Annotated in this window: 19 protein-coding genes and 4 tRNA genes; 6 read left to right on the top strand and 17 right to left on the bottom strand. The window is 52.6% G+C overall.

What is annotated here, in order from left to right; all coding sequences use genetic code 11:
- Window position 1 precedes the first annotated feature (1 nt).
- The 5 genes from thiG to FNY10_RS15515 all read left to right on the top strand — a co-directional run bounded on the left by thiG (window position 2) and on the right by FNY10_RS15515 (window position 4,545).
- Complete coding sequence (gene thiG, locus FNY10_RS15535; protein WP_160705040.1) at window positions 2-772, top strand: thiazole synthase; 771 nt, start codon at window positions 2-4, stop codon at window positions 770-772.
- Window positions 769-1,899 (top strand): 2-iminoacetate synthase ThiH, encoded by a 1,131-nt coding sequence (thiH, locus tag FNY10_RS15530; protein WP_100686237.1) that lies wholly within the window; start codon window positions 769-771, stop codon window positions 1,897-1,899. Before thiG ends, thiH begins: the two co-directional genes overlap by 4 nt.
- Before the next feature lie 323 nt (window positions 1,900-2,222).
- Complete coding sequence (locus FNY10_RS15525) at window positions 2,223-3,755, top strand: sensor domain-containing diguanylate cyclase (protein WP_160705041.1); 1,533 nt, start codon at window positions 2,223-2,225, stop codon at window positions 3,753-3,755.
- A 172-nt stretch (window positions 3,756-3,927) separates the two neighbouring features.
- The gene (locus FNY10_RS15520; protein ID WP_041143545.1) at window positions 3,928-4,233 is read left to right on the top strand and encodes a PTS sugar transporter subunit IIB; all 306 of its coding nucleotides are present in this window, start codon (window positions 3,928-3,930) and stop codon (window positions 4,231-4,233) included.
- A 3-nt stretch (window positions 4,234-4,236) separates the two neighbouring features.
- Complete coding sequence (locus tag FNY10_RS15515) at window positions 4,237-4,545, top strand: PTS lactose/cellobiose transporter subunit IIA (RefSeq protein ID WP_160705042.1); 309 nt, start codon at window positions 4,237-4,239, stop codon at window positions 4,543-4,545.
- A 49-nt stretch (window positions 4,546-4,594) separates the two neighbouring features.
- Here the strand turns inward: FNY10_RS15515 and FNY10_RS15510 are convergent, their stop codons facing one another.
- From FNY10_RS15510 to FNY10_RS15445, 14 genes are all read right to left on the bottom strand, one after another.
- A complete protein-coding gene (locus FNY10_RS15510) occupies window positions 4,595-5,935 on the bottom strand; it encodes an anaerobic C4-dicarboxylate transporter (protein WP_100686240.1) in 1,341 nt (446 codons plus the stop codon).
- A 413-nt stretch (window positions 5,936-6,348) separates the two neighbouring features.
- Window positions 6,349-10,572 (bottom strand): DNA-directed RNA polymerase subunit beta', encoded by a 4,224-nt coding sequence (gene rpoC / locus FNY10_RS15505; protein ID WP_015585387.1) that lies wholly within the window; start codon window positions 10,570-10,572, stop codon window positions 6,349-6,351.
- Between the two features lie 76 nt (window positions 10,573-10,648).
- Window positions 10,649-14,677 carry a DNA-directed RNA polymerase subunit beta gene (rpoB, locus tag FNY10_RS15500; protein ID WP_100686242.1) on the bottom strand — a complete coding sequence of 1,343 codons (4,029 nt, stop codon included), beginning with the start codon at window positions 14,675-14,677 and terminating at the stop codon, window positions 10,649-10,651.
- A gap of 324 nt (window positions 14,678-15,001) precedes the next feature.
- Window positions 15,002-15,367, bottom strand: coding sequence for a 50S ribosomal protein L7/L12 (gene rplL, locus FNY10_RS15495; RefSeq protein WP_004118416.1), 366 nt, complete (start codon window positions 15,365-15,367; stop codon window positions 15,002-15,004).
- A 66-nt stretch (window positions 15,368-15,433) separates the two neighbouring features.
- Window positions 15,434-15,931, bottom strand: coding sequence for a 50S ribosomal protein L10 (gene rplJ, locus FNY10_RS15490; RefSeq protein ID WP_001207203.1), 498 nt, complete (start codon window positions 15,929-15,931; stop codon window positions 15,434-15,436).
- A 414-nt stretch (window positions 15,932-16,345) separates the two neighbouring features.
- Window positions 16,346-17,050, bottom strand: a complete 705-nt coding sequence (rplA, locus tag FNY10_RS15485) for a 50S ribosomal protein L1 (protein ID WP_100686243.1) — start codon at window positions 17,048-17,050, stop codon at window positions 16,346-16,348.
- A 3-nt stretch (window positions 17,051-17,053) separates the two neighbouring features.
- Complete coding sequence (gene rplK, locus FNY10_RS15480; RefSeq protein WP_004097640.1) at window positions 17,054-17,482, bottom strand: 50S ribosomal protein L11; 429 nt, start codon at window positions 17,480-17,482, stop codon at window positions 17,054-17,056.
- Between the two features lie 153 nt (window positions 17,483-17,635).
- Entirely contained in the window at window positions 17,636-18,181 is a 546-nt protein-coding gene (nusG, locus tag FNY10_RS15475; RefSeq protein WP_002438628.1) for a transcription termination/antitermination protein NusG, read from the bottom strand.
- Window position 18,182: 1 nt separating this feature from the next.
- On the bottom strand, window positions 18,183-18,566 hold the full coding sequence (gene secE / locus FNY10_RS15470; protein ID WP_004118411.1) for a preprotein translocase subunit SecE: 384 nt from the start codon (window positions 18,564-18,566) through the stop codon (window positions 18,183-18,185).
- 229 nt (window positions 18,567-18,795) lie between these two features.
- Window positions 18,796-19,980, bottom strand: a complete 1,185-nt coding sequence (gene tuf / locus FNY10_RS15465) for an elongation factor Tu (RefSeq protein WP_047663733.1) — start codon at window positions 19,978-19,980, stop codon at window positions 18,796-18,798.
- Between the two features lie 115 nt (window positions 19,981-20,095).
- Window positions 20,096-20,171, bottom strand: a tRNA-Thr gene (locus FNY10_RS15460).
- Window positions 20,172-20,176: 5 nt separating this feature from the next.
- Window positions 20,177-20,251: transfer RNA gene (locus FNY10_RS15455), tRNA-Gly, on the bottom strand.
- Window positions 20,252-20,370: 119 nt separating this feature from the next.
- Window positions 20,371-20,455, bottom strand: a tRNA-Tyr gene (locus tag FNY10_RS15450).
- 10 nt (window positions 20,456-20,465) lie between these two features.
- Window positions 20,466-20,541: transfer RNA gene (locus tag FNY10_RS15445), tRNA-Thr, on the bottom strand.
- A 524-nt stretch (window positions 20,542-21,065) separates the two neighbouring features.
- On the opposite strand from FNY10_RS15445, the gene coaA reads away from it, so the two are divergent.
- The gene (gene coaA / locus FNY10_RS15440; protein WP_094898638.1) at window positions 21,066-22,016 is read left to right on the top strand and encodes a type I pantothenate kinase; all 951 of its coding nucleotides are present in this window, start codon (window positions 21,066-21,068) and stop codon (window positions 22,014-22,016) included.
- A gap of 47 nt (window positions 22,017-22,063) precedes the next feature.
- Here the strand turns inward: coaA and birA are convergent, their stop codons facing one another.
- The 3 genes from birA to FNY10_RS27010 form a co-directional block, all read right to left on the bottom strand.
- Window positions 22,064-23,026, bottom strand: a complete 963-nt coding sequence (birA, locus tag FNY10_RS15435) for a bifunctional biotin--[acetyl-CoA-carboxylase] ligase/biotin operon repressor BirA (protein WP_131050825.1) — start codon at window positions 23,024-23,026, stop codon at window positions 22,064-22,066.
- A complete protein-coding gene (gene murB / locus FNY10_RS15430; RefSeq protein ID WP_160705043.1) occupies window positions 23,023-24,051 on the bottom strand; it encodes a UDP-N-acetylmuramate dehydrogenase in 1,029 nt (342 codons plus the stop codon). Before murB ends, birA begins: the two co-directional genes overlap by 4 nt.
- A gap of 31 nt (window positions 24,052-24,082) precedes the next feature.
- Window positions 24,083-24,315, bottom strand: a 233-nt coding sequence (locus FNY10_RS27010) for a hypothetical protein (RefSeq protein WP_227699441.1), incomplete at its 5' end; no start/stop codon positions are given.

The raw sequence follows: 24,315 nt of genomic DNA, 5'->3' as shown, positions 1-24,315 counted from the left end.
CATGTTACGTATTGCGGATAAAACGTTTGAATCACATCTTTTCACCGGTACCGGTAAATTCGCCGCCCCTGACGTCATGGTGGAGGCGATTCGCGCCTCCGGCAGTCAACTGGTGACGCTGGCGATGAAGCGCGTCGATCTCCGTCAGCATGATGACGCGATCCTCGCGCCGCTGCTGGCGGCTGGCGTGAGCCTGCTGCCCAATACCTCCGGGGCCAAAACGGCAGAAGAAGCCATATTTGCCGCCCGTCTGGCGCGGGAAGCGCTGGGCACCCACTGGCTGAAACTGGAAATCCACCCGGATGCGCGCTGGCTGCTCCCCGATCCGATTGAAACGCTGAAAGCGGCAGAAATTCTGGTACGGGAAGGCTTCGTGGTGTTGCCCTACTGCGGCGCCGATCCGGTGCTGTGCAAGCGTCTGGAAGAGGCGGGCTGCGCGGCGGTGATGCCGCTCGGCGCGCCGATAGGTTCCAATCAGGGGCTGGAAACCAAAGCGATGCTGGAGATTATTATCGAGCAGGCCACGGTGCCTGTGGTGGTTGATGCGGGTATTGGCGTGCCGAGCCACGCGGCGCAGGCGCTGGAAATGGGCGCTGACGCGGTACTGGTGAATACCGCCATCGCCGTTGCCGACGACCCGGTCACCATGGCCCGGGCTTTCCGTCTGGCGATTGATGCCGGATTGCTGGCGCGACAGGCCGGCCCGGGCGCGCGCAGCGCGCAGGCGCAGGCCACCAGCCCGTTGACCGGCTTTCTGGAGGCGCTGGTATGAATACCTTCACTGACCGCTGGCGGCAGCTGGACTGGGACGACATTCGCCTGCGTATCAACAGTAAAACCCCCGCCGACGTTGAACGCGCCCTTGCGGCAAAACAGCTCAGCCGTGACGATATGATGGCCCTGCTCTCTCCTGCCGCCGCAGGTTATCTGGAGCCTCTGGCGCAGCGTGCCCAGCGTCTGACCCGCCAGCGTTTTGGTAATACCGTCAGCTTTTATGTCCCGCTGTATCTCTCTAATCTGTGCGCCAACGATTGTACCTACTGCGGTTTCTCAATGAGTAACCGCATTAAGCGCAAGACCCTGGATGAGGCGGAAATTGCCCGTGAATGCGCGGCGATCCGCGAAATGGGCTTTGAGCATCTGCTGCTGGTGACCGGCGAGCATCAGGGCAAAGTTGGCATGGACTATTTTCGCCAGCATCTGCCCGCCATTCGTCGCCAGTTCGCCTCGCTGCATATGGAGGTCCAGCCGCTGGCGATGGAGGAGTATGCCGAGCTGAAAACGCTCGGACTGGACGGCGTGATGGTCTATCAGGAGACCTATCATGAAAGCATGTATGCGAAACATCATCTGAAAGGCAAAAAGCAGGACTTCTTCTGGCGGCTGGATACGCCGGACAGGCTTGGACAGGCGGGGATTGATAAGATTGGCCTTGGCGCATTAATTGGCCTCTCCGACAGCTGGCGCGTGGATTGCTTTATGGTGGCGGAACATCTGCTGTGGCTCCAGCAACGCTACTGGCGCAGCCGCTACTCCATCTCCTTTCCACGACTACGTCCTTGCGCCGGGGGGATCGAGCCCGCCTCATTAATGGATGAGCGGCAGCTGGTGCAGACCATTTGCGCCTTCCGCCTGCTGGCCCCGGAAGTTGAACTCTCGCTCTCCACCCGCGAATCTCCCTGGTTCCGCGATCGGGTTATTCCGCTAGCCATCAACAACGTCAGCGCCTTTTCGAAAACTCAGCCCGGCGGATATGCCGATAATCATCCGGAGCTGGAGCAGTTCGCGCCTCACGATGATCGTCGCCCGGAAGAGGTCGCCAGCGCGCTGGTGGCCAGCGGACTACAGCCGGTATGGAAAGACTGGGATAGCTGGCTGGGACGCGCTTCCCAGTCTTGATGATGAAGAATGTCATTCCTTAAATGTTCTTCGTGGACGCTCGTAATAAGAGAAACGGAAGATGGTGGTCATATCGCCGTTTCTCTATTCTGCCCTTGTCAGCAGCGGATGCTGTCCAGGGCGAATGATCTCTCTTCCTCACTTTCGCCCTGCTCCATCCTCTTCGTTACGCAGGGCGTTTTATTCATATCGAATATAAATCAGCCCATATCACAACGTCAGCGTTATAATTACCGGAGTTTTTACTGATTCGCTCAGCAGGCATGCTGGCTAAACCTGCGTCTTCACCCACGGTTTAACTCTTCTGGAACGATTTACGATTCATGGCTCGTCATAACAGAAAGCTCTCTTTCACCGCGCCGATTGTGATCGGGTTTGCGGGTATTTTATTCAGCTTCTTGCTCATCGCGGTGTTTGCCACGATGGCGCAAAGAAAAGATCTTCTTGAAGATTATCATCATATTAACCGCAACTTCACCCATAACATGGCGACGAACTACACGGAGACGCTGCTGCGTAGCAATGACTTCATCCTCAGTCGCGCCGCGACTTTCTTCGCACGTAATGATGAGCTGAACAATGCGGTCAACGTCAATCCGGAAAAAGGTTTGATGCTGTTAATGCAGTTGCAAAATATGATGCAGACCGTTTCGTCAATTTCGCTGGCGGATACCGATGGGCACTATATGCGTGCGCCCGAAGTCCTTAAGACCGAAGACAGCCAGGCCTTCAACGCCAAATCAAGACCGTGGTTTATTAAGCAAGCGGAAGCCAGTACCTTCAGCCGGTATACCAGCCCGTACATCGACTACTTCACGCATCATCCGACGATTTCCCTCTACAAACCCGTCATCTCTGCGGAAGGACGGCTGAAAGGCAGCCTCGCTTTTCATCTCGATCTGATCTCAATGGGCTACGCGTTACGGCAGATGGTCGCCCCGGTACAGGGGGAATTTTTTGTTGTGCAACGTGATGGTAAAGTCGTTCTGCATCCCGACCCTGGCGCATTGTTTAAACCCTACGTCAGTGAAGCATTGATGGACAGAATGACCAGCGGCGAAGGCCAGCTTTACGATACCAATACCGACGCATGGTACTATTACTATTCATTTACCAACCCCGACTGGTTTGTCATTTATCGTGTCGATAACTCGGCGCTCATCAACTTAACGCGCCATGAAACGGACATCGTCTCATGGAGTTTTGCCCTGGCCGCTATCGTCATCGTGCTGTTCGGACTCTATCTGCGTCATGCGTCACGTACCGTGCTGATGAACATTATTAATGCCATTAAAACCGGGGAGGTACAGCGCGCCCCACGCCTGGAAGCGATGCTCAGCAAAGCGATTGAGAGCAATAAGCAGCGCGAGTTAACCTACGTTCGCCAGGCGACCATCGACGCGCTAACCGGCTGCAAGAACCGGCGCGCCTTCGATAGCGATATTGCCGCGCTGATGAACGATCATCAGCCCTTCTCTCTCGCGCTGGTTGATATTGATAACTTCAAAACGATAAATGACACCTGGGGCCACCTCAATGGCGATATCGTTCTGCGCAATGTCGCCCGCGAAGGGCTGCAGATCCTCCAGCCCCTGCAAATTTCACTTTATCGCTACGGCGGCGAAGAATTTGCGGTGCTATTCGCCGCCGGGCATAGCGATAACGCTCTGATGCTGCTGGAGAGCTGGCGGGAACGCGTCGCGCAGCGTTCCTGGCGCGAAGAGGGACTGACGGTAACCTTCAGCGCGGGCCTGGGCGAATGGAATATGGAGCCCCTGGAGCAGCTGGTGGTGAGCGTTGATGAAGCCCTTTATAAAGCCAAGCAGCAGGGCAAAAACCGTATCACCCGCGCATAAATTCGCCGGGCTGCACAGGCCCGTCAGCCCGGCTGTTACTGTTTTCCACCCTAAAACCGAAACCGGTTTCATTATTTTGTGATGCCTTACACACAATCACGGCAAAGCGGTTGTCGTGTCTGTCGGCCCGCGATAAAGATGATGCATCAAGGGAACATAAGGGCCATCAACTATGAAGAATATCGTTTTATGCTGCGCCGCTGGAATGTCCACCAGCATGCTGGTTCAACGTATGCAGGCTGCTGCGCAACAAAAGGGGGTGGAAGTCTCCATCAAAGCCGTACCGGTTGCCGAGTTTAAAGATAATCTTGCGGCTGCCGATATTATCCTGCTCGGTCCTCAGGTGAAGTACGAGCAAGCTAAGCTACAGGCGCTGGCCGACCCGTTTGGTAAAAAAGTCGCCGTTATCGATATGATGGATTACGGCATGATGAAAGGCGATGCTGTTCTCGATAAAGCCCTGAAGTTGATGGAGTAAGTCATGGAAGATTTAGAAACGATCATCATGGAGCTGTTGGTGAATGCGGGTTCAGCCCGCAGTTCAGCATTAACGGCTCTGCAGCTGGCCCGCAAAGGTGATTTTGCGGCTTCCGAGCAGGCAATGGCAGAATCACATGAGTTTGTGAAGCACGCGCATAAAATTCAGACCCAGCTCATCGGCTTCGATGAAGGCTCAGGCAAGCTGCCGGTGAACCTGATTACCGTTCACTCCCAGGATCACCTGATGAATGCCATGGTGATACAGGATCTGGCAACCGATATGATTGAACTGTATCGTCGCACCGCATAGTTAATAAACGCGGTGAATAGCAGGTGCCCCTCAGGCACCTGCTTTTTTATTACAAGAAACCGTAAAGCGCGGCAAAGACCCAGCCAAACACGCACGAAACGCTGACGCCAATGAGCCCCGGCAGAATAAAGCTATGGTTAATCACAAAGCGACCGATATGCGTCGTTCCTGAGCGATCGAACTGAATCGCCGCCAGGTCGCTTGGGTAGGTTGGCAGAATATAATAGCCGTAGCAGGCTGGCGCGGAGGCAACAATGTAGGCCGGATCGACGCCAATCGCCAGCGCCACCGGGACAATCGCCGCCAGCGCCGCCGCCTGGGAATTAACGAATTTGGACACAATCAGCAGGACGATGGCATAGGCCCACGGGTACTCCTTCACCATTTCGCCAAGCACGCCTTTAATCTCCGACATGTGCGCGCCGAACATCGTTTCCGCCATCCACGCGATACCGTACACCGCCACAATGGCGATCATCCCCGAGCGGAAAACCTCATTCTTCGAAATCGACGCCGGGTTTGTTTTGGTAATGATGATAATGAGCGCGCCGGAGAACAGCATAAACATCTGAATCACCAGCACCATTGACAGCGGCTTACCATCGAAAGCAGGACGCAGCGCCGAAAACGCCCCCAGAACAGCCACTACGGCAATCGAGGCGAGGAAGATCCACATAGCGACCCAGTTACTGGTCGGCAGTTTTCGGTCCAGCAGCGTTGCCGTATCGCCATAAACATAATGACGGTTTTCCGGCGTTGAGATGAAAGCCTGAAACTCCTCGTCTTTATCTAAGTCTTTACCGCGGAACCAGCTAAAAATACCGATGGCCAGAATCCCCAGCAGCGTAGAGGGAATGGTAATAGCCAGCAGGTCGAGGAATTCGAGGTGCTTGCCGTTGAAGGTAAAATTCCCCAGCATCGCCACCAATGACACCACCGCCACAGACACCGGGCTGGCGATAATCCCCATCTGTGCGCCAATGGAGCTTGCCGCCATCGGGCGCTCGGGGCGAATATTGTTCTTGATAGCGACGTCATAAATAATCGGCAAAATCGTATAAACCACATGGCCAGTGCCGCAAAGAATGGTCAGCGTACAGGTGACGAAGGGAGCGACAATGGAGACATATTTTGGATTGCGCCGCAGAAGTTTCTCCGCTATCTGCAGCATCACATCTAAGCCGCCGGAAGCCTGAAGCGTCGCCGAAGCGGCGACCACCGCAATGATCACCAGCATCACATCAACCGGCGGTTTACCCGGCTGAAGATGAAAGACAAAGACCAAAATAACCAGCCCGATACCGCCTAAAAGACCCAGTGCGATACCGCCTTTTCTGGCACCATAAAAGAGACAAATTAAGATAATGACGAGTTGTATTGCGAATTCCATGCTTCCCCCAGCCCCTGGCTATGAAAATCAAAAGACTTCTCTTCCGCTGCCGTATTATTTTAGCCATCTCCTCCAGCGTATTTTTCGGATATAACCCGCCCTCCCCGGCTTCATGAAACCGAAGATAAAAGCAAAAGTAATCACATGATTAATTGGACTTTTTGACTATATCGCCTTTGATTTGCTGATTTTTTGATACGTGTAGAATTTTTACCATCAATAAGTGTGGGTATTAAGAAAAAACAGCCGGCCGGTTTTTATATGAATTATTTGCTGCTTAATTGAGGGGGAAATATTAATGGAATGTAATTCATTATGAGGAGACAGAGGTGGATATTATCGTGGCGCGGCGCCGGGATAATAAAAAAGCCAGTCAGGAAACCTGACTGGCTTTTTAAGCGTAGCGTCAACGATTAATCGTTGTCGGAACCGCCCAGACCTGCGTTCAGCAGTTCTGCCAGGTTAGCAGAAGCTTCTTCCACGCTCACCTGAGGTGCTGCAGGCTGTTCGCCCGCGGCGCGGCGGCGCATACGATCCTGGTGGTACGCATAGCCGGTACCCGCCGGGATCAGACGACCGACGATAACGTTCTCTTTCAGGCCGCGCAGTTCGTCGCGTTTGCCCGCAACGGCTGCTTCGGTCAGGACACGTGTGGTCTCCTGGAACGATGCGGCAGAGATGAACGACTCGGTTGCCAGAGACGCTTTGGTGATACCCAGCAGGTCGCGGGAGTAAGTCGCCGCCACTTTGCCATTCGCTTCCAGATCGCGGTTAGCAATCTTGACGCGGGAGTATTCAACCTGTTCGCCTTCCAGGAAGTCGGAGCTACCTGCGCTTTCGATGGTCGCTTTACGCAGCATCTGACGAACGATAACTTCGATGTGCTTATCGTTAATCTTAACGCCTTGCAGACGGTAAACGTCCTGCACTTCGTTGGTGATATAACGCGTTACCGCGTGTACGCCACGAAGACGCAGAATGTCGTGCGGAGCTTCCGGACCGTCGGAAACCACATCACCACGCTCTACACGTTCACCTTCGAACACGTTCAGCTGACGCCATTTCGGAATCATCTCTTCGTACGGATCGCTGCCGTCTAACGGAGTGATAACCAGACGACGTTTGCCTTTGGTTTCTTTACCGAAGGAAATGATACCGCTGATTTCCGCCAGGATAGCCGGCTCTTTCGGACGACGTGCTTCGAACAGATCCGCAACGCGCGGCAGACCACCGGTGATGTCCTTGGTACCACTGGATTCCTGCGGAATACGCGCCAGAGCGTCACCCGCGCTGATCTGTACGCCATCTTCCAGCTGGACAATCGCTTTGCCCGGCAGGAAGTACTGAGCAGGCATATCGGTACCTGGGATCAGAACGTCATTGCCCTGTGCATCAACAATTTTCAGCGCCGGACGCAGATCTTTACCACCCGCGGTACGTTCTGCAGAATCCAGAACCACCAGCGAAGACAGACCGGTCAGCTCGTCGGTCTGACGAGTAATGGTCTGGCCGTCAATCATGTCAGTAAAGCGGATGAAACCACTGACTTCAGAGATAACCGGCATGGTGTGCGGATCCCAGTTTGCCACGGTTTCACCGCCGGCAACCTGCTCGCCATCGCCTTTCGCCATAACCGCACCGTAAGGCACTTTATAGCTTTCTTTGGTACGACCGAATTCGTCGATCAGTTTCAGCTCGGTGTTACGCGAGGTCACAACCAGCTTGCCTGCGGAGTTAACAACCGACTTGGCGTTAGACAGCTTGATGCTACCCTTGTTTTTCACCTGAATGCTGGATTCAGCAGCCGCACGAGATGCCGCACCACCGATGTGGAACGTACGCATCGTCAGCTGTGTACCCGGCTCACCGATGGACTGTGCCGCGATAACGCCGATGGCTTCACCTTTGTTGATGATGTGGCCACGCGCCAGGTCACGACCGTAGCAGTGCGCACATACACCAAAGTCGGTGTCACAGGATACAACGGAACGCACTTTGACGGAGTCAACGGAGTTCTCTTCCAGCAGATCACACCAGTGCTCGTGCAGCAGCGTGTTGCGTGGAACCAGAATGTCCGCGGTACCCGGCTTCAGAACGTCTTCAGCGGTCACACGACCCAGTACGCGATCGCGCAGCGGCTCTTTAACATCGCCACCCTCGATAACCGGGGTCATGGTGATGCCTTCCAGGGTGCCGCAGTCATCTTCAGTGACAACCAGATCCTGGGCAACGTCAACCAGACGACGGGTCAGGTAACCGGAGTTCGCTGTTTTCAGTGCGGTATCCGCCAGACCTTTACGCGCACCGTGAGTAGAGATGAAGTACTGGAGTACGTTCAGACCTTCACGGAAGTTCGCGGTGATTGGCGTTTCGATGATGGAGCCATCCGGCTTCGCCATCAGACCACGCATACCTGCCAGCTGACGAATCTGTGCCGCAGAACCACGCGCACCGGAGTCGGCCATCATGTAGATGCTGTTGAAGGAAACCTGCTGCTCTTCGACGCCGTCACGGTTAATCACGGTTTCGGTTTGCAGGTTATCCATCATCGCTTTGGATACACGATCGTTCGCCGCAGCCCAGATATCGATAACTTTGTTATAGCGTTCGCCCGCGGTAACCAGACCGGACTGGAACTGTTCCTGGATCTCAGCAACTTCGGCTTCCGCCTCAGAGATGATCTCGTGTTTTTTCTCCGGGATGACCATGTCATCGATACCCACGGATGCACCTGAACGCGCTGCATAAGCAAAGCCGGTGTACATCGTCTGGTCCGCAAAAATAACGGTCGGTTTCAGGCCCAGAATACGGTAGCAGGTATTCAGCATCTTAGAGATGGCTTTCTTACCCAGCGCCTGGTTCACGATAGAGAACGGCAGACCTTTCGGCACGATCATCCACAGAATCGCACGGCCAACGGTCGTGTCTTTCAGGCTGGTTTTCGCAACGAACTGGCCGTTTTCATCTTTTTCATATTCGGTGATACGCACTTTAACGCGCGCATGCAGAGAGGCCAGACCGGCGCGATAAATACGCTCCGCTTCTTTCGGGCCAGTCAGCACCATGCCTTCGCCTTTGGCGTTAACACAGTCACGGGTCATGTAGTACAGACCCAGTACAACGTCCTGAGACGGAACGATGATTGGCTCGCCGTTCGCCGGAGACAGAATGTTGTTGGTAGACATCATCAGCGCACGCGCTTCGAGCTGGGCTTCCAGCGTCAGCGGTACGTGAACAGCCATCTGGTCACCATCGAAGTCGGCGTTATAGGCCGCACAAACCAGCGGGTGCAGCTGGATAGCTTTACCTTCGATCAGTACCGGCTCAAATGCCTGGATACCCAGACGGTGCAGGGTTGGTGCACGGTTCAGCAGTACCGGGTGTTCGCGGATAACTTCGTCCAGGATATCCCAAACGACAGCTTCTTCGCGCTCAACCATTTTCTTCGCGGCTTTGATGGTGGTGGCGAGGCCACGCAGTTCCAGCTTGCCGTAAATGAACGGTTTGAACAGCTCCAGCGCCATTTTCTTCGGCAGACCGCACTGATGCAGACGCAGGTATGGACCTACGGTGATAACAGAACGACCGGAGTAGTCAACACGCTTACCGAGCAGGTTCTGACGGAAACGACCCTGCTTACCTTTGATCATGTCGGCCAAAGATTTCAGAGGACGCTTGTTAGAACCGGTGATCGCACGACCGCGACGACCGTTATCCAGCAGGGCGTCGACCGCTTCCTGCAGCATACGTTTTTCGTTGCGTACGATGATATCCGGCGCAGCCAGATCCAGCAGACGTTTCAGACGGTTGTTACGGTTAATGACGCGACGATACAGATCGTTCAGGTCAGAAGTCGCGAAACGACCACCATCCAGCGGTACCAGCGGGCGCAGATCTGGCGGCAGAACCGGCAGAACGGTCAGGATCATCCACTCCGGCTTGTTACCAGACTGAACGAACGCTTCCAGCAGCTTGATACGCTTGGTCAGCTTTTTACGTTTGGTTTCGGAGTTAGTTTCGTTCAGCTCTTCACGCAGCTGCTCGCACTCTTGCTCCAGATCCATGCTTTTCAGCAGGGCCTGAATAGCTTCCGCACCCATCTTCGCATCGAATTCGTCACCAAACTCTTCCAGCGCATCCAGATACTGCTCTTCAGTCAGGATCTGGTTACGTTCCAGGTTGGTCATCCCGCCTTCGATAACCACATAGGATTCGAAGTACAGAACGCGTTCGATATCACGCAGCGGCATATCCAGCAGCAGGCCGATACGGGACGGCAGCGATTTCAGGAACCAAATGTGGGCAGTCGGAGAGGCCAGTTCGATGTGGCCCATGCGCTCACGACGCACTTTGGTCTGGGTCACTTCAACGCCGCACTTCTCACAGATAACACCACGGTGTTTCAGGCGCTTGTACTTACCGCACAGGCACTCGTAATCTTTTACCGGCCCAAAGATACGGGCGCAGAAAAGGCCGTCACGCTCTGGTTTGAACGTACGGTAGTTAATGGTTTCCGGCTTTTTAACTTCACCAAAAGACCATGAACGGATCATGTCTGGCGATGCCAGAGCAATTTTGATCGCATCAAACTCTTCGGTTTTAGTTTGCGCTTTCAGAAACTTTAATAAGTCTTTCACGGATTTGCTCCCGTCGGAGTTAGCACAATCTGGCGCCGGGGGTTACCCCGGCACCAGTGACCTGTTTGAGCGAGAGTTACTCGTCTTCCAGTTCGATGTTGATGCCCAGCGAGCGAATCTCTTTCAACAGTACGTTGAAGGATTCCGGCATGCCCGGTTCCATCTGATGGTTGCCGTCCACGATGTTTTTATACATCTTGGTACGACCGTTGACGTCATCAGACTTAACGGTGAGCATTTCCTGCAGGGTGTATGCTGCGCCATAAGCTTCCAGCGCCCACACTTCCATCTCACCGAAGCGCTGACCACCGAACTGAGCCTTACCACCCAGCGGCTGCTGAGTAACCAGGCTGTAAGAACCGGTAGAACGCGCATGCATTTTGTCATCAACCAGGTGGTTCAGTTTCAGCATGTACATATAGCCAACGGTAACCTGGCGCTCGAATTGCTCACCAGTACGACCGTCGAACAGGGTAATCTGACCGGAAGTCGGCAGGCCACCCAGCTGTAACAGTGCCTTGATTTCAGACTCTTTCGCACCGTCGAAGACCGGCGTTGCGATCGGCATACCTTTTTTCAGGTTTTCAGCAAGACGCAGAACTTCATCATCGGTGAAGGTATTCAGATCGACCTTCTGACGAACATCGGTACCCAGGTCATACGCTTTCTGGATGAACTCGCGCAGTTTGGCGACTTCCTGCTGCTGTTTCAGCATGGCGTTGATTTTCTCACCGATGCCTTTCGCAGCCATACCCAGGTGGGTTTCCAGAATCTGACCGATGTTCATACGAGACGGTACGCCCAGCGGGTTCAGTACGATGTCTACCGGCGTGCCGTTTTCATCGTAAGGCATATCTTCGATCGGGTTGATCTTAGAGATAACACCCTTGTTACCGTGACGACCTGCCATTTTGTCACCCGGCTGAATCTGACGTTTAACGGCCAGATACACTTTAACAATCTTCAGCACGCCCGGTGCCAGATCGTCGCCCTGAGTGATTTTGCGGCGTTTCGCTTCGAGTTTTTTCTCGAACTCGTGTTTCAGTTCGTCGTACTGCTCAGCCAGCTGTTCCAGCTGATTTTGTTTCTCTTCGTCGGTCAGGCCCAGTTCCAGCCAGCGATCGCGCGGCAGCTTGTCGAGCTTCTCAGCTTCAACACCACCGGCAACCAGCACCGCGTAGATACGGCCAAACAGGCCGGCTTCGAGGATCTGCAGTTCTTCAGACAGGTCTTTTTTAGCCTGCTTCAGCTGCATCTCTTCGATTTCCAGCGCACGTTTGTCTTTTTCCACGCCATCGCGGGTGAAGACCTGAACGTCGATAACCGTACCGGAAACACCGTTCGGTACGCGCAGAGAAGAGTCTTTAACGTCAGACGCTTTCTCGCCGAAGATCGCGCGCAGCAGTTTCTCTTCTGGCGTCAGCTGGGTTTCGCCTTTCGGAGTCACCTTACCAACCAGAATGTCGCCGCCGGTCACTTCTGCACCGATGTAAACGATACCGGATTCGTCCAGTTTAGAGAGCGCAGCTTCACCCACGTTCGGGATATCAGCGGTGATCTCTTCCGGCCCCAGCTTGGTGTCACGGGACACACAGGCCAGTTCCTGAATATGAATCGTGGTGAAACGATCTTCCTGAACCACACGCTCGGAAACGAGGATGGAGTCTTCGAAGTTGTAACCATTCCACGGCATGAACGCTACGCGCATATTCTGACCGAGAGCCAGTTCACCGAGGTCGGTGGACGGACCGTCTGCCAGCACGTCGCCGCGCTCAATTGGCTCACCCAGAGACACGCAAGGCATCTGGTTGATGCAGGTGTTCTGGTTAGAACGGGTGTACTTGGTCAGGTTATAGATGTCGATACCTGCTTCGCCCGGGTACATCTCGTCTTCGTTAACTTTGATAACGATACGGGATGCATCCACGTACTGAACCAGGCCGCCACGTTTGGCTACTGCGGTAACACCGGAGTCGACGGCTACAGCACGTTCCATACCGGTACCAACCAGCGGCTTATCAGCGCGCAGAGTCGGAACCGCCTGACGTTGCATGTTCGCACCCATCAATGCACGGTTGGCGTCATCGTGTTCCAGGAACGGGATCAGGGACGCACCGACGGAAACCACCTGCTGGGTGGAAACGTCCATGTAGTCAACCTGATCGCGGCTGAACAAGCTGGATTCGCCTTTGCTACGGCAGGTAACCAGGTCTTCTACAAAGTGGCCGTTTTCGTCCAGGTTGGAGTTCGCCTGAGCGATAACGTAGTTGCCTTCTTCGATAGCAGACAGGTAGTGAATTTCGTCGGTCACAACACCGTCGGTCACTTTACGATACGGCGTCTCGAGGAAGCCGTATTCGTTAGTCTGTGCGTACACGGACAGGGAGTTGATCAGACCGATGTTCGGACCTTCAGGCGTTTCGATTGGACATACGCGACCGTAGTGAGTCGGGTGTACGTCTCGAACTTCGAAGCCTGCGCGCTCACGGGTCAGACCGCCTGGGCCGAGTGCAGAGATACGACGTTTGTGCGTAATCTCGGACAGCGGGTTGTTCTGGTCCATAAACTGAGACAGCTGGCTGGAACCAAAGAACTCTTTCACTGCCGCAGAAATCGGCTTGGCGTTGATCATATCCTGAGGCATCAGGGTATCCAGATCGCCCAGAGACAGACGCTCTTTCACCGCACGCTCAACACGTACCAGGCCAACGCGGAACTGGTTTTCCGCCATTTCGCCTACGGAACGGATACGACGGTTGCCGAGGTGGTCGATATCATCGACTTCGCCTTTACCGTTACGGATATCGATGAGCTTCTTCATCACTTCGATGATGTCGTCTTTGCTCAGGATACCGGAACCTTCGATTTCATCGCGCAGCAGAGAACGGTTGAACTTCATACGACCGACCGCAGACAGGTCATAACGGTCTTCGGAGAAGAACAGGTTCTCGAACAGGCTTTCCGCGGCTTCACGAGTCGGCGGCTCACCCGGGCGCATCATGCGGTAGATTTCTACCAGCGCGCTCAGACGATCGTTAGTCGGGTCGACACGTACAGTTTCAGAAATGTACGGACCGTGGTCCAGATCGTTGGTGAACAGAGTCTCGATACGCTTGTGACCAGACTGGCTCAGCTTCGCCAGCAGATCCAGGCTCAGCTCCATGTTTGCCGGGCAGATCAGTTCGCCAGTGGCTTCATCGATATAATCTTTGGCCGCCACTTTACCCGCAATATATTCAACCGGAACTTCGATATGCTTGATATCGTCTTTTTCCAGCTGACGGATATGGCGAGCGGTGATGCGACGGGCTTTCTCGACGTAGATTTTGCCGTTCGCTTCGATGTCGAAGGAAGCCGTTTCACCGCGCAGACGCTCCGGTACCAGTTCCATCTGCAGCTTGTTGTCGCGAATTTCAAAGACCACTTTCTCGAAGAACAGGTCAAGGATCTGCTCAGTGGTGTAATTCAGCGCGCGCAGGATGATGGTGGCCGGCAGCTTACGACGACGGTCGATACGGACAAACAGGTTGTCTTTCGGATCGAACTCGAAGTCCAGCCAGGAACCGCGGTAAGGAATGATACGTGCGTTATACAGGACCTTACCGGAAGAGTGAGTCTTACCTTTGTCAGAGTCAAAGAAGACGCCCGGGCTACGGTGCAGCTGAGAAACGATAACACGTTCAGTACCGTTGATAACAAAGGTACCGTTGTCGGTCATGAGCGGAATTTCGCCCATGTAGACTTCTTGTTCTTTAATGTCTTTAACAGTGCCTTCCGGCGCTTCGCGCTCGTAGATCACCAGACGCAGTTTAACGCGCAGCGGTGCCGAGTAGGTCACGCCACGGATCTGACATTCTTTAACATCAAAAACAGGTTCGCCCAGACGGTAGCTGACGTATTGCAGCTCAGAGTTACCGCTGTAGCTTTTAATCGGGAACACGGAACGGAAAGCAGCTTCCAGACCGTACTGCCCTTCAGGATCTTGCTCGATAAACTTCTGAAACGAGTCAAGCTGGATAGAAAGGAGATAAGGTATGTCCAGAACCTGCGGACGTTTACCAAAATCCTTACGAATACGTTTTTTCTCGGTATAGGAGTAAACCATAGGGTTCCTCAGCTCGCTGACAAGTCGACCCGTCTGCCCAAATAAGGCAGTTTTTTATGCAACACTATTTTGTGGACCGGAAAATGGAACACTTTCCGCAATGCCTGTTTCTATCACGCTTAAACCATTTCGTTGCGATTTACACAGCTCAGGAACCCGACCTGTCGCAGTATATTAAGTCGTCTATAGAAACAAGCATTGAAAGGACAACCCAGTAGTCAAACAGCGTGAAACGCTACTGGTGCCTTACAGCGCAAAAAGGCTGGTGACCAAAAAGTCACCAGCCTCAGCCTGATTTCTCAGGCTGCAACCGGAAGGGTTGGCTTATTTGACTTCAACTTCAGCGCCAGCTTCTTCCAGAGATTTTTTCAGAGCTTCAGCGTCGTCTTTGCTGATGCCTTCTTTCAGTGCAGCCGGTGCAGATTCTACCAGGTCTTTAGCTTCTTTCAGACCCAAGCCAGTTGCGCTACGTACTGCTTTGATAACAGCAACTTTGTTAGCGCCTGCAGCTTTCAGAATTACGTCGAATTCAGTTTTTTCTTCAGCAGCTTCAGCCGGGCCAGCAGCTACAGCTACAGCAGCAGCAGCGGAAACACCGAATTTTTCTTCCATTGCAGAGATCAGCTCAACAACGTCCATTACGGACATAGCGGATACTGCTTCAATGATTTGATCTTTAGTGATAGACATTTAAATTGTTCCTGAATATCAGAATAAGTTTATACGTAAGCGAGCGCTTTACAAAGACAACTGCGATTAAGCAGCTTCTTTCGCATCGCGTACAGCAGCCAGAGTGCGAACCAGTTTGCCAGCCGAAGCTTCTTTCATGGTTGCCATCAGGCGTGCAATTGCTTCTTCGTAGGTCGGCAGAGTTGCCAGGCGGTCGATTTGCGACGCCGGGATCAGCTCACCTTCAAAGGCTGCAGCTTTGACCTCAAATTTTGCATTCGCTTTCGCGAACTCTTTGAACAGACGAGCAGCAGCGCCCGGGTGTTCCATAGAGTATGCAATCAGGGTCGGACCAACAAACGTGTCTTTCAGGCACTCAAACTGAGTCCCTTCAACGACGCGGCGCAGCAGGGTGTTACGAACAACACGCATGTAAACGCCAGCTTCACGACCTGCTTTACGCAGTTCAGTCATTTTATCAACAGTAACGCCACGGGAATCCGCAACTACTGCAGACAGCGCACCTTTGGCTACTTCGCTGACTTCAGCAACAATCGCTTGTTTGTCTTGAAGATTTAAAGCCATTAGCTTTGCTCCTGGATGTTTGCCAGAGCTTATGCTCTGGAACTCACTTCACTCTTTCCAACGAAAGAGCGTCTTTAATACGGTGAGCAGAAACAAGCCAGAGTATCCAAAAATAATCTTAGCGTTCTGTCACCGTCTACGCAGGGGATTAAGTTTCTGACGAAACACCTGCGGTCTTCGACGGAGGCCTGGATAGGCCAGGCTCCAACGAACAAATTCTTCCTACCCTTCACTATTCAGGCTGTGCCGGCGTTGGCTGTCTTCGTTCACACCGGTCACATAGTTCCCTATGCTCCCGGAGATTCACTCAGTTGCCGCCTTGCCACAACCTGACTATCTCGGATAGCGTTCTGCACGTAGCAGAATCGTGGGGGTAATATTGTAGACAAAATCACCGCCCACGTAAAGCTAATCTTAGTTCGCAGAAGCGCTCAGACCAGCCTGATCAACGGCAACACCAGCACCCATGGTGGTGGAGATGCTAACTTTCTTGATGTACACGCCTTTAGCCTGAGTCGGTTTTGCTTTTTTCAGCGCAACCAGCAGAGCTTCCAGGTTTTCTTTCAGTTTGTCAGCGTCAAAGTCCACTTTACCGATGGTGGTGTGGATGATGCCGTTTTTGTCGTTACGATAACGAACCTGGCCTGCTTTAGCGTTCTTAACAGCTTCAGCAACGTTCGGAGTAACGGTACCCACTTTCGGGTTTGGCATCAGGCCGCGCGGACCCAGAACCTGGCCCAGCTGGCCAACAACGCGCATTGCATCCGGGGAAGCAATAACAACGTCAAAGTTCATTTCGCCTTTTTTGATCTGGTCAGCCAGATCTTCCATACCTACCAGCTCGGCGCCTGCAGCTTTAGCAGCTTCAGCGTTCGGGCCCTGGGTAAATACAGCTACGCGAACGGAACGGCCAGTACCGTGCGGCAGTACAGTCGCGCCACGGACGTTCTGGTCAGATTTACGCGCGTCGATGCCGAGGTTAACGGCAACATCAACGCTTTCAACGAACTTAGCAGTAGCCAGTTCTTTCAGCAGAGAGATGGCTTCGTTGATGTCGTACTGTTTGGTCGCATCAACTTTGTCACGAATCACGGACATGCGCTTGGTCAGTTTAGCCATTTCTTAGTCCTCCACTACCAGGCCCATGGAACGTGCAGTACCTTCAATGGAGCGAGTCATCGCTTCAATGTCGGAACCAGTCATGTCGGCAGCTTTGGTCTGCGCGATTTCCTGCAGCTGAGCGCGGGAAATTTTACCTACTTTGTCTTTGTTCGGTTTACCGGAACCAGACTTGATACCAGCCGCTTTTTTCAGCAGAACTGCTGCCGGCGGAGTTTTGGTAACGAAGGTGAAAGAACGGTCAGCGTAAACGGTAATAACAACCGGGATTGGCAGACCTTTTTCCAGGGATTCCGTTTTGGCGTTGAACGCTTTGCAGAATTCCATGATGTTCACACCCTGCTGACCCAGTGCTGGACCAACCGGCGGACTCGGGTTTGCCATACCAGCTGCAACCTGCAGCTTGACGTAGGCTTGTACTTTCTTAGCCATTTAAATTTCCTCGTTTGGGTGTAGCGCCTGAAAAGGCTCCCCGTGATAAATATCGCTTTATGGGAATCAGACCCATAAAAACAAAAGGCGCGAAATTGTATGTCAATTTCGCGCCTCATGCAACGATTAAATCGCTGCTTTTTTGATCGCCGCTTAGGCTTTCTCTACCTGGGCAAAGTCCAGTTCAACCGGAGTAGCACGGCCGAAGATGGAAACAGAAACCTTCAGGCGAGACTTCTCGTAGTCAACTTCTTCAACCACACCGTTAAAGTCAGCGAACGGACCATCGCTAACGCGTACCATTTCACCCGGTTCAAACAGGGTTTTCGGACGCGGCTTATCGCCAACCTGCTGCAGGCGGTTCATGATCGCATCAACTTCTTTGTCGCTGATCGGTGCCGGACGGTCAGACGTACCGCCAATAAAGCCCATCACGCGCGGTACGCTGCGCACCAGGTGCCAGCTTGCGTCGTTCATTACCATCTGGACCAGAACGTAACCCGGGAAGAATTTGCGCTCGCTCTTGCGGCGCTGGCCACCACGGATCTCGACCACTTCTTCGGTCGGCACCATGACTTCGCCAAACAGCTCTTCCATATTGTGTAATTTGATATGTTCACGCAACGAGGTAGCTACGCGACCTTCAAAACCGGAAAACGCCTGAACGACGTACCAACGTTTTTTAGGAGCTTCAGACATCTCAGAACCTCAGGCCAGTGATAAAGGATACCAGGCGAACCAGAATACCATCCAGTCCCCACAGGATCAGTGACATTACCGCAGTAACCGCAGCAACAATCAGCGTGGTGTGCAGCGTTTCCTGGCGAGTTGGCCAGATAACCTTGCGGACTTCGGTTCTCGCTTCACGGGCGAAGGCAACGGTCGCCTTACCTTTAGTGGTTAACAGCGCGACGCCACCGGCAGCAGCGATCAGAATCACTACAGCCAGCGCACGCACCGCCAGCATAATGTCACGATAAAGGAAGTTGCCTACGATGGCCACAATCAGCAGCGCAGCAACGATCACCCACTTCATCGCTTCCAGGCCGCGCCCGCTCCCTTGAGCTTCGGTATTCGCACTCATAAACCAACCTGTCACAAGAATTCAGACAAATAATTTTGCCCCGCGAGAGCGAGGCAACCAAACCGAAATGCTCTGCTGCGTTTCGGACTTAACGCCCTCTACAGAGCCTGTCTCAGCAATGATTATGGCAAAAAAAATCACTGATGAGCCAGGTTCTGGTTCGAAAGCGTGCAAAAAGGGCATCAAATGATGCCCTTTTATTGCGCATTGCGTCAAATGTTATCAGCGATTAGCTGAGAACTTTTGCTACCACGCCAGCGCCAACGGTACGGCCGCCTTCACGGATTGCGAAACGCAGACCGTCGTCCATCGCGATCGGGTGAATCAGGGTAACAACCATTTTGATGTTGTCGCCCGGCATTACCATCTCTACGCCTTCCGGCAGTTCGATGGTGCCAGTCACGTCAGTTGTACGGAAGTAGAACTGCGGACGGTAGCCTTTGAAGAACGGAGTATGACGGCCGCCTTCGTCTTTGGACAGAATGTACACTTCAGATTCGAACTTGGTGTGCGGCTTGATTGAGCCCGGCTTAGCCAGTACCTGACCACGTTCGATTTCTTCACGTTTGATACCACGCAGCAGAACACCTACGTTCTCACCAGCACGGCCTTCGTCCAGCAGTTTGCGGAACATTTCAACGCCAGTACAGGTAGACTTCGCTGTGTCTTTGATACCAACGATTTCAACTTCTTCGCCCACTTTGATGATACCGCGCTCTACACGACCGGTAACAACGGTACCACGACCGGAGATGGAGAATACGTCTTCGATCGGCAGCAGGAACGGCTTGTCAATCGCACGCTCTGGTTCCGGGATGTAAGAATCCAGGTAGCCTGCCAGTTCGATGATTTTCGCTTCCCAGTCTGCTTCGCCTTCCAGCGCTTTCAGCGCGGAACCGCGAACGATCGGGGTGTCGTCGCCCGGGAAGTCGTACTGAGACAGCAGCTCACGAACTTCCATTTCAACCAGTTCCAGCAGCTCTTCGTCATCAACCATGTCGCATTTGTTCAGGAACACGATGATGTACGGAACGCCTACCTGACGACCCAGCAGGATGTGCTCACGAGTCTGCGGCATCGGGCCGTCAGTCGCAGCAACAACCAGGATCGCGCCATCCATCTGAGCAGCACCGGTGATCATGTTTTTAACATAGTCGGCGTGGCCCGGGCAGTCTACGTGTGCGTAGTGGCGAGTCGGGGTGTCATATTCAACGTGGGAAGTGTTGATGGTGATACCACGAGCTTTTTCTTCCGGCGCGTTATCGATCTGGTCGAATGCGCGAGCAGAACCACCGTAGGTTTTAGCCAGAACGGTAGTGATTGCAGCAGTCAGCGTTGTTTTACCATGGTCAACGTGGCCGATAGTACCGACGTTAACGTGCGGTTTTGTACGTTCAAACTTTTCTTTAGACATCGATTGTCCCTCTAAGACACGGATAAATCGGTGATATCACCACATCAACCGGGCAACATGCCCGACTTGTTGAATGCAATAAACAGAGAGAAACAGGGAAGGAGAGATAAAGAAGTGGTGCTGATACCCAGAGTCGAACTGGGGACCTCACCCTTACCAAGGGTGCGCTCTACCAACTGAGCCATATCAGCACGTCTGGAGCGGGCAGCGGGAATCGAACCCGCATCATCAGCTTGGAAGGCTGAGGTAATAGCCATTATACGATGCCCGCATCCTGAAACTCGGCTACCCAGTTCTTTCTATAACAAAAAAAAGAGATTTATCTCTTTTTCTGTTTGAGTTGATTAGTTTAACCAAGCAACTCTGGCTTCGCAAAGCGTTGCCGAAAGATGGTGGTGGGGGAAGGATTCGAACCTTCGAAGTCGATGACGGCAGATTTACAGTCTGCTCCCTTTGGCCGCTCGGGAACCCCACCAGGCACTTGATGGTGCCGACTACCGGAATCGAACTGGTGACCTACTGATTACAAGTCAGTTGCTCTACCTACTGAGCTAAGTCGGCATCAAGTAGCGCGCATTTTAGGGAGACCTGCGAGTTCATGCAACTAAAAAATTGCATAAAATGTTCCATTGCTCATATTTTGTGCTCAAACAAGGAAAACCGGTGCAATTTCAAACAACGACGCACAAAAAAACGGCATTTACCCAGGCGTAAATCGCACGCTGACCCGGGATATTTTGTTAAAGACCGGCATTTTTGACCTCCTGGAAGGTTTCCTGCTCGTCTTTGCGCCCGATAATCGATCTTTTAGTGGGCAGAACAGGTATTCCAGCTTCACCTGACAACATCACTGACAACCGCCTTCAGCGGCATTTATCGCTTACGTTATCTGAGCGCGCTGTTCATCTGATTGATAATTACCCGCAGACCCCGCTCTTGTGATGTCTGCATTAGAAAGCGCTATCCGATGAGTTTTTTTCTTATTATTCCTCGCAATCTGGTGTTACCCTCCTGCCCATTGTCCTGATTAACTTGTGTGAAGCATCCCTCGCTGCATGTGATTCGGCGATGCTAAGAACATGCTTATGAGCAAAAAAGAGCAGACGTTAATGACACCGTATCTACAATTTAACCGCAACCAATGGGCTGCACTTCGTGATTCCGTTCCGATGACGCTGACAGAGGAAGAAATCACGCGGTTAAAAGGCATCAACGAAGATCTTTCTCTTGAAGAGGTTGCCGAGATCTATTTGCCGCTGTCGCGTTTGCTTAATTTCTATATCAGTTCTAACTTGCGCCGTCAGGCCGTACTGGAGCAATTCCTCGGAACTAACGGTCAACGCATTCCCTATATCATCAGTATTGCCGGAAGCGTTGCGGTAGGGAAAAGTACAACGGCGCGCGTATTACAGGCGCTGCTCAGTCGCTGGCCGGAACATCGTCATGTTGAATTGATCACGACCGATGGCTTCCTGCATCCTAACGCCGTATTGAAAGAACGCGGGCTGATGAAGAAGAAAGGCTTCCCGCAATCCTATGATATGCATCGTCTGGTCAAATTCGTCTCCGACCTGAAATCCGGCATACCTAACGCTACCGCTCCGGTTTATTCGCATCTTATTTATGATGTGATCCCCGATGGAGATAAAACCGTTGCCCAGCCGGACATTTTGATTCTGGAAGGATTAAATGTTTTACAAAGCGGGATGGATTATCCTCATGATCCGCATCACGTATTTGTATCTGACTTCGTTGATTTCTCTATATATGTTGATGCGCCAGAAGAATTACTAAAAACGTGGTATATCAACCGCTTCTTAAAATTCCGTGAAGGGGCCTTTACCGATCCGGATTCTTATTTCCATAATTATGCGAAACTTTCCCGAGATGAAGCGGTGAACATTGCCACCTCATTATGGAATGAAATCAACCTTTTGAATTTAAAAGAAAATATATTGCCAACTCGAGAGCGTGCGAGTCTGATCATGACGAAAAGTGCCAATCACTCCGTTGATCAGGTTCGGTTACGCAAATAAGTTTTACAGAAGATAAAAAGGGAGCCTCAGCTCCCTTTTTATTCGGCTTATTCTGCGCTACGCAACGATATTTCGCCACCAACCCAGGGTTTTATCACGCCATCCTGCTCAAGCAATAACGCGCCCTGAGTATCGATGCCGCGAGAAATACCGAATATTTCTTTATCGCCAATAATAAGCTTCACCGGACGGTTGAGGAAGTTATCTAATTTTTCCCAACGCGTCAGATAAGGTGCCAGACCATCCTGCTCAAAGAGCTGCAGGCCAGCACGAAGCTCTTTAATCAGGCGCGCTGCCAGCGTATTACGATCGATAGAGACACCGGCTTCCTGCAGGCTAATCCATCCCTGGTTGACAACATCTGACTCGACGTGACGCATGGCCAGGTTGATCCCCATCCCGCTAACTATCTGCGCCGCATCGCCGGTTTTTCCCGTCAGCTCGACCAAAATACCTGACAGTTTACGATCCTGAAGATAGAGATCATTTGGCCACTTCACGCGAACCTTATCAGCCCCCAGACTCTGGAGCACTTCGGCAATAACAATCCCGATGACCAGACTCAATCCCACAGCGGCGGCAGGCCCTTGCTCCAGCCGCCAGTACATCGAGAGATAGAGGTTTGCGCCAAAGGGAGAAAACCACTTGCGCCCTCGACGACCGCGGCCTGCCTGCTGATATTCTGCAACGCAGGCATCGCCGGACTGCAGCTCATTAAGACGATCCAGTAAATACTGGTTCGTTGAGTCAATAACGGGAAGAACTGTCACCTGCCCATATTCGATCTGTGCAGCGATTCGCTTTTCATCTAATAACTGAATCGGCTCTGGCAGGCTGTAACCTTTACCAGGGACGGTGAACACATCAACCCCCCAGTCACGCAGAGTCTGAATATGCTTATTGATTGCCGCCCGACTCATTCCCAGACGCTCGCCCAGCTGCTCTCCGGAATGAAATTCGCCATCCGCTAAAATGGATATCAATGTCAGGGGGATTGTATTATCTCTCATGCAATAGCCTCCTCGGCATTCACTTCACCAGTTGCGCCAATAAAGCGCACTTCCGGCTGGAGCCAGACATTGAACTTCTCACCTACCTGCTGACGGACATAATGCGCCAGCTTAATCACATCGTCGCTGGTTGCCTGATTATCATTGATTAATACTAAAGCCTGCTGACGATGTACCGCGGCCCCGCCGATGGTTTTCCCTTTCAGCTGGCATTGATCGATTAGCCAGCCTGCGGCCAGTTTTATACGGCCATCTGCCTGCGGGTAATGCGGAGCATTCGGGAACATGGCCAGTAGCGCCTGCCCTTTCCCGGCATCAATTACCGGGTTTTTAAAGAAACTGCCGGCATTACCACTCACTTTAGGATCCGGGAGCTTAGTCATTCGCATATGACAAACGGCATCGAATACCTGACGTGGAGTGACGGTCTGTCGATCAAGGCGAGTCAGGTCACCGTAGGTTAATACCGGATCCCAGATTTTTGTCAGGCGAAGACCCACCGCAATAATGGCAAAGCGATCCTGGTATTCGTGTTTGAAAATACTGTCACGATAACCAAAGCGGCACTCACTCGCTGAAAGACGCTGCTGATGACCGGTTGCCAGCTCGATACAATCGACATACTGACAAACACGCTGTAGTTCGACGCCATATGCGCCGATATTCTGAATAGGGGAAGAGCCTGCACAACCAGGAATTAATGCGAGGTTTTCCAGACCCGGCATGTCATTATCCAGCGTAAACTGCACCAGTTGATGCCAGTTTTCTCCAGCCCCAACGTGTAGATGCCAGGCATCAGACGTTTCCGTGACCTCAATTCCCATAATACGGTTGATTATCACCGTACCGGCGTAATCTTTCAGGAAGAGTACGTTGCTGCCTTCACCAAGGATCAAAACCGGCTGATCTTCTGCAGTGGCTTGTTGCCATGCGGACAATAGCTGCTGTTCATTTTCAGCACGTACAATCGCTTTGGCCATACGGTCGATGCCAAAGGTATTCCAGGGTTTGAGGGAGTGATTCATAGTGGCTTCCTGATGCAAAATCTGCACTAGTTTACCGTATCTGCTGGGGGAAGGCTTGCTTGATTGCGGCCTGGCGGGTATTCAGGATGCTTAAGTTAGTCATGGACAAAAACGCAAAAAGCCCGTCCGTGAGGACGGGCTGCTTTCGCCATAAACCGCAGATAAACAAAAGGCCCGGTCTTTCGACCGGGCCTTCTGCTTTATTTGATGCCTGGCAGTTCCCTACTCTCACATGGGGAGACCCCACACTACCATCGGCGCTAC

The sequence above is a fragment of the Klebsiella sp. Lac1 genome, from assembly GCF_009825425.1.
In the GTDB taxonomy this organism is placed as follows: Bacteria; Pseudomonadota; Gammaproteobacteria; order Enterobacterales; family Enterobacteriaceae; genus Klebsiella; species Klebsiella electrica.
Note: the sequence above shows the minus strand (reverse complement) of the source record. Positions and strands in the feature narration are given on the sequence as shown.

Coding starts and splice junctions, on each gene's coding strand:
- rplK (WP_004097640.1), bottom strand. CDS start 17,482: ATGGCTAAGAAAGTACAAGCCTACGTCAAGCTGCAGGTTGCAGCTGGT.
- secE (WP_004118411.1), bottom strand. CDS start 18,566: ATGAGTGCGAATACCGAAGCTCAAGGGAGCGGGCGCGGCCTGGAAGCG.
- tuf (WP_047663733.1), bottom strand. CDS start 19,980: ATGTCTAAAGAAAAGTTTGAACGTACAAAACCGCACGTTAACGTCGGT.
- thiG (WP_160705040.1), top strand. CDS start 2: ATGTTACGTATTGCGGATAAAACGTTTGAATCACATCTTTTCACCGGT.
- murB (WP_160705043.1), bottom strand. CDS start 24,051: ATGAATCACTCCCTCAAACCCTGGAATACCTTTGGCATCGACCGTATG.
- thiH (WP_100686237.1), top strand. CDS start 769: ATGAATACCTTCACTGACCGCTGGCGGCAGCTGGACTGGGACGACATT.
- nusG (WP_002438628.1), bottom strand. CDS start 18,181: ATGTCTGAAGCTCCTAAAAAACGTTGGTACGTCGTTCAGGCGTTTTCC.
- FNY10_RS15515 (WP_160705042.1), top strand. CDS start 4,237: ATGGAAGATTTAGAAACGATCATCATGGAGCTGTTGGTGAATGCGGGT.
- rpoB (WP_100686242.1), bottom strand. CDS start 14,677: ATGGTTTACTCCTATACCGAGAAAAAACGTATTCGTAAGGATTTTGGT.
- rplL (WP_004118416.1), bottom strand. CDS start 15,367: ATGTCTATCACTAAAGATCAAATCATTGAAGCAGTATCCGCTATGTCC.
- birA (WP_131050825.1), bottom strand. CDS start 23,026: ATGAGAGATAATACAATCCCCCTGACATTGATATCCATTTTAGCGGAT.
- FNY10_RS15525 (WP_160705041.1), top strand. CDS start 2,223: ATGGCTCGTCATAACAGAAAGCTCTCTTTCACCGCGCCGATTGTGATC.
- FNY10_RS15520 (WP_041143545.1), top strand. CDS start 3,928: ATGAAGAATATCGTTTTATGCTGCGCCGCTGGAATGTCCACCAGCATG.
- rplA (WP_100686243.1), bottom strand. CDS start 17,050: ATGGCTAAACTGACCAAGCGCATGTCCGTGATTCGTGACAAAGTTGAT.
- coaA (WP_094898638.1), top strand. CDS start 21,066: ATGAGCAAAAAAGAGCAGACGTTAATGACACCGTATCTACAATTTAAC.
- rplJ (WP_001207203.1), bottom strand. CDS start 15,931: ATGGCTTTAAATCTTCAAGACAAACAAGCGATTGTTGCTGAAGTCAGC.
- FNY10_RS15510 (WP_100686240.1), bottom strand. CDS start 5,935: ATGGAATTCGCAATACAACTCGTCATTATCTTAATTTGTCTCTTTTAT.